This is a genomic window from Mesorhizobium sp. M7A.F.Ca.CA.003.01.2.1, from assembly GCF_003998945.1.
Lineage (GTDB): Bacteria > Pseudomonadota > Alphaproteobacteria > Rhizobiales > Rhizobiaceae > Mesorhizobium > Mesorhizobium ciceri.
Genome location: NZ_RZRA01000463.1, coordinates 1 through 4,384 on the forward strand (window position 1 = coordinate 1; position 4,384 = coordinate 4,384).

5 protein-coding genes are annotated in these 4,384 nt (G+C 62.9%); all 5 read left to right on the forward strand.

Going from position 1 to position 4,384, the window contains the following annotated elements:
- The first annotated feature begins 170 nt into the window (after positions 1-170).
- On the forward strand, positions 171-641 hold the full coding sequence (ybgC, locus tag EN969_RS18765; RefSeq protein WP_013529144.1) for a tol-pal system-associated acyl-CoA thioesterase: 471 nt from the start codon (positions 171-173) through the stop codon (positions 639-641).
- Positions 642-1,040: 399 nt separating this feature from the next.
- The gene (gene tolQ, locus EN969_RS18770) at positions 1,041-1,751 is read left to right on the forward strand and encodes a protein TolQ (RefSeq protein WP_013529145.1); all 711 of its coding nucleotides are present in this window, start codon (positions 1,041-1,043) and stop codon (positions 1,749-1,751) included.
- Positions 1,752-1,761: 10 nt separating this feature from the next.
- Positions 1,762-2,214 carry a protein TolR gene (gene tolR, locus EN969_RS18775; protein WP_013529146.1) on the forward strand — a complete coding sequence of 151 codons (453 nt, stop codon included), beginning with the start codon at positions 1,762-1,764 and terminating at the stop codon, positions 2,212-2,214.
- 7 nt (positions 2,215-2,221) lie between these two features.
- Positions 2,222-3,379 (forward strand): TonB family protein, encoded by a 1,158-nt coding sequence (locus tag EN969_RS18780; protein ID WP_013529147.1) that lies wholly within the window; start codon positions 2,222-2,224, stop codon positions 3,377-3,379.
- Between the two features lie 40 nt (positions 3,380-3,419).
- Positions 3,420-4,384, forward strand: a 965-nt coding sequence (gene tolB, locus EN969_RS18785; RefSeq protein ID WP_127419302.1) for a Tol-Pal system beta propeller repeat protein TolB, incomplete at its 3' end; no start/stop codon positions are given.

Here is a 4,384-nt window from a genome sequence, read left to right on the forward strand (position 1 = left end):
AGATTGAGGCCGCGCTTCATCGAGAATGTCGCGGTCTGGCCAGGCAGCGCCAAAGCCACCAACACGAACAGCGCCGCCATCAAAGTCTTGATCATCGCCGTCAACAGTGCCATCCGATGCTGTGTCACGCGGGAAACAGGTGCCTCGTCGGGGCTGAAAAAGGAAGCGCAATGGGCGATCATGGTGAATCGGCGACGCTGCTGGCCGGGCTTTCCGGTGCGCTGACGGCGTTCGGCCACCGGCTGATGGCGCGGGTCTATTATGCCGACACCGATTTCTCCGGCGTCGTCTATCATGCTCGCTATCTCGAATTCTTCGAACGCGGCCGCTCCGACTATCTCAGGCTGACCGGCGTGCACCACACAGAGCTTGCCGACGGCAAGCATGGCGAAAGAATAGTCTGGGTGGTGCGCCGCATGGAGATCGACTTTCGCGGCCCGGCCCGCATCGACGACATCCTGACCGTCGACACCCGCACCGAGGAGATTTCCGGCGCGCGCATCTTCATGGCGCAACAGCTCAAGCGCGGCGACGAGGTGCTGGTCGAGGCCAAGGTCGAGGCGGCGATCATCGGCGAGAATGGCCGCCCAAGGCGCTTTCCCAAGGAATGGGTGGCGGCATTCATGCCCCGGATGGGATGATATTCAGGTGATGCCGGCCTGCAAACGGTGATTCCCTGCGCTTCCGGTGCTCGGGTGCTTCAAGTACCCTCCGCTCCGGTTCTCGGAAACCGCCGCTTTCGGCTCGGCCTGACCTGAATCTCAACCCATCCTGACTTCGCGCTTGGATGATGGCGTTACAACTGTGCGGGCGTGGCAATGCGCCGCGCCTTATATACTAACCCATCCTTAACCATAACGGTTCATGAAGAGATTGGTGAAGATTGGCGTTATCGAACGCCTTCCTTTCACCAATATTTGCCCTGAAAAGGCCGACAACGGCACAGTTTGGGGTTGTTCCGGTAGCTTCGTGCGAACCGACCACAAGGGATGCCAGGGGCCAGCCGCCAGCTTCGCCCGGAAAATCTTAAGGACGTAACGATGGAAAATATCGCACTCGCCGATCCGGGCGCGCAATTGTCGGTTTGGTCGCTGTTCGTTTCGGCCAGCTGGGTGGTCAAGCTGGTCATGATCGGCCTGCTCTGCGCCTCGGTCTGGACCTGGGCGATCATCGTCGACAAGCTGGTTTCCTATGCCCGCATGCGGCTGGCGCTCAACCGGTTCGAGCAGGTGTTCTGGTCGGGGCAGTCGCTGGAGGAGCTTTACCGCACGCTCGCCGATCGCAAGACCACCGGCATGGGCGCCATTTTCGTGGCGGCCATGCGCGAGTGGAAGAAGAGTTTCGAGAAGGGCGCCAAGTCGCCGCTCGGCCTGCAAACCCGCATCGACAAGGCGATGGACCTGGCGCTGACCCGCGAGATGGAAAAGCTGGAAGGCCGCCTCGGCTTCCTTGCCACCACCGGCTCGGCGGCACCCTTCATCGGCCTGTTCGGCACCGTCATCGGCATCATGACGTCGTTTCAGGCGATCGCCGGCTCCAAGAATACCAGTCTCGCCGTGGTTGCGCCGGGCATCGCCGAAGCGCTGCTGGCGACGGCCATCGGCCTGCTCGCCGCCATTCCCGCCGTCATCGCCTACAACAAGCTGTCGTCCGATGCGAGCAAGATAGCCGTGCGCATGGAAGGGTTCTCCGACGAGTTCTCCGCCATACTCTCGCGCCAAATCGATGAAAAAGTGGCCCCCAAGGCCTGAGGAGTAGCAGATGGGTATGTCCATGGGCATGGCAGGACGCGGCGGGCGCGGCCACAGGCGGCGCGGCCGTCACCATGCACTGATGTCCGAGATCAACGTCACGCCGATGGTCGACGTGATGCTGGTGCTGCTGATCATCTTCATGGTCGCGGCGCCAATGCTGACGGTCGGCGTGCCGATCGACCTGCCGGATACGCAGGCTAAGGCGATGAATGCCGACACGCAGCCGATCACCGTCTCGATCAACGCCGCCGGCCAGATTTACCTGCAGGAAACCGAAATCCCGATCGAGGAACTGGTAGCCAAGCTGCAGGCAATTTCCAAGACCGGCTATGAGGAGCGCATCTTCATCCGCGGCGACAAGTCCACCGACTATGGTACGGCGATGAAGGTGATGGCCCGCATTTCGGCCGCCGGCTACAAGAACATCGGCCTGGTTTCACTGCAGGAACAGGACCAGTAGACGCGCGATGAAGACCGGCCTCACCACATCGGTGATCTTGCATACGGCGGCGCTGACCTTCGGCCTGTTCACGCTGACGGCGCCGGCGGCACTTCCGTCGTCCGACGTCGAGTCGGTCGCGGTCGATATCGTGCCGATGGAAGCCATTGCGCAGACGTTGCAGGGCGACAAAAAGGCCGTGATGCATGAAAAGCCGGCCCCTGTGCCGACGCAGCGCCCGGACATTGTGCCGGATGCGCAGAAGGTCGGTGAGAACAGTGTCGATACCGACAAGCCGATAACGCCGGAAGCCAAGCCCAAGCCCGTCGACATGACCTCGGCTCCGCCGCCCGCACCGACCCCGATCGAAAAGCCGAAGCCTGAGGACGTGCCGAAGCCGCAGGAGAAGCCCAAGCCTACCCCGGCAACGGAAGTGGCGCCGGCGCCGACGCCCAAGGAAGAGGTCAAGCCCGAGCCGGTCAAGCAGGCCGATCCCAAGCCGACACCGGCCAAGCCGGCGCCGACCCCGCCGCCGCAGGACAAGACCGCTGCCATCGATCCGACGCCCGAGGTCAAGCCCGACGCCGTCGCTGAAGCCATAGCGCAGGAGCCGCCCGCCGAGGCGACGCAGCTGCCGGATTCCGCTCCCGCGCCGGAAGCGCGGCCGAAGCCGCAGCCGGCGCAGGCCGAAAGCGCCAAGGCGCCGGAGCGCAAGGACGCCGACAAGCCGGTCAAGGAAGCGTCGTCGAAGCCGAAATCCGATGACAAGCAATTCAACGCCGACGAGATCTCCGCGCTCCTCGACAAGCAGAAACCATCCGGCGGCGGCGCCAAGCGCTCGACCCAGCAGGCGTCGCTCGGCGGCGACAAGGACCAAGGTCAGAAGCTCTCCAGGTCCGAAATGGGTGCCCTGGAAAGCCAGCTCGGCGGCTGCTGGACCCTTCCTGTCGGCCTTGAAGGTTCCGAGAACTTCCTCGTCGTGGTGCGGTTCAACCTGGATGCATCCGGTAAGCTGGACGGGCGCCCGGCGGTCGAAAAGTCGAGCGGAAATCGCCAGTTCGACGAAAGTGCCGTTCGTGCGGTGCAAAAATGCGATGTCACCGGCCTGCAAGTTCCCGCCGGCAAGCAGGACATCTGGGCCGACGTCCGCGTCACCTTCGATCCAAGGGAGATGCTCGGCCTCTAAGGCCCTGTCATCCGAAAATCAGTACGAGAAGCGAGAAGACATGAAATCAATCCTCAAGCCGCTCCTGATGGTCGCAGCAATGGCGATGGGCATGACCGCGGCAGGCACGTTGCCGGCGCTGGCGCTCGTCGAGCTCAACGTCAACAAGGGCAACGTCGAGCCGCTGCCGATCGCCATCACGGATTTCCAGGGCGGCGACGCGCTTGGGGCGCAGATTTCGCAGATCGTCACCGCCGATTTGAAGCGTTCGGGTCTGTTCGCTCCGATCGACAAGAGCGCCTTTATCGAGAAAATCACCAACCCCGATGCAGCACCGCGCTTCGACGACTGGAAGGTGATCAACGCTCAGGCGCTGGTCACGGGCAGCGTCAGCAAGGAAGCCGACGGCCGCATCCGCGCCCAGTACCGGTTGTGGGATACCTTTGCCGGCCAGCAGATGGCTGGCGAGCAGTTCTTCGCCAACGATGCCAATCAGCGGCGTGTCGCCCATATCATCGCCGACGCCATCTATGAGCGGCTGACCGGCGAAAAAGGCTATTTCGACACCCGCGTCGTCTTCATCGACGAATCCGGCGCCAAGAATGCGCGCAAGAAGCGCCTCGCGATCATGGACCAGGACGGCGCCAACGTCCGCTATCTTTCGGACGGCAGGTCGATCGTGCTGACGCCGCGTTTCTCGCCGAACCGGCAGGAAATCACCTACATGTCCTATGAAAGCGGTCAGCCGCGGGTGTACCTGCTGCAGATCGAGACCGGCCAACGCGAACTGGTCGGCAATTTCCCAGGCATGACCTTTGCGCCGCGCTTTTCGCCCGATGGCCAGAAGGTGATCATGAGCCTGCTGCGCGACGACGGCAATTCCAACATCTTCGCCATGGACCTGCGCAGCCGCTCGACGACGCGGCTGACCAACTCGACCGCCATCGACACCTCGCCGTCCTATTCGCCCGACGGCAGCAAGGTGGTGTTCACCTCCGACCGTGGCGGCCGCGCACAGATCTACGT

Coding starts and splice junctions, on each gene's coding strand:
- ybgC (WP_013529144.1), top strand. CDS start 171: ATGGGCGATCATGGTGAATCGGCGACGCTGCTGGCCGGGCTTTCCGGT.
- tolQ (WP_013529145.1), top strand. CDS start 1,041: ATGGAAAATATCGCACTCGCCGATCCGGGCGCGCAATTGTCGGTTTGG.
- tolR (WP_013529146.1), top strand. CDS start 1,762: ATGGGTATGTCCATGGGCATGGCAGGACGCGGCGGGCGCGGCCACAGG.
- EN969_RS18780 (WP_013529147.1), top strand. CDS start 2,222: ATGAAGACCGGCCTCACCACATCGGTGATCTTGCATACGGCGGCGCTG.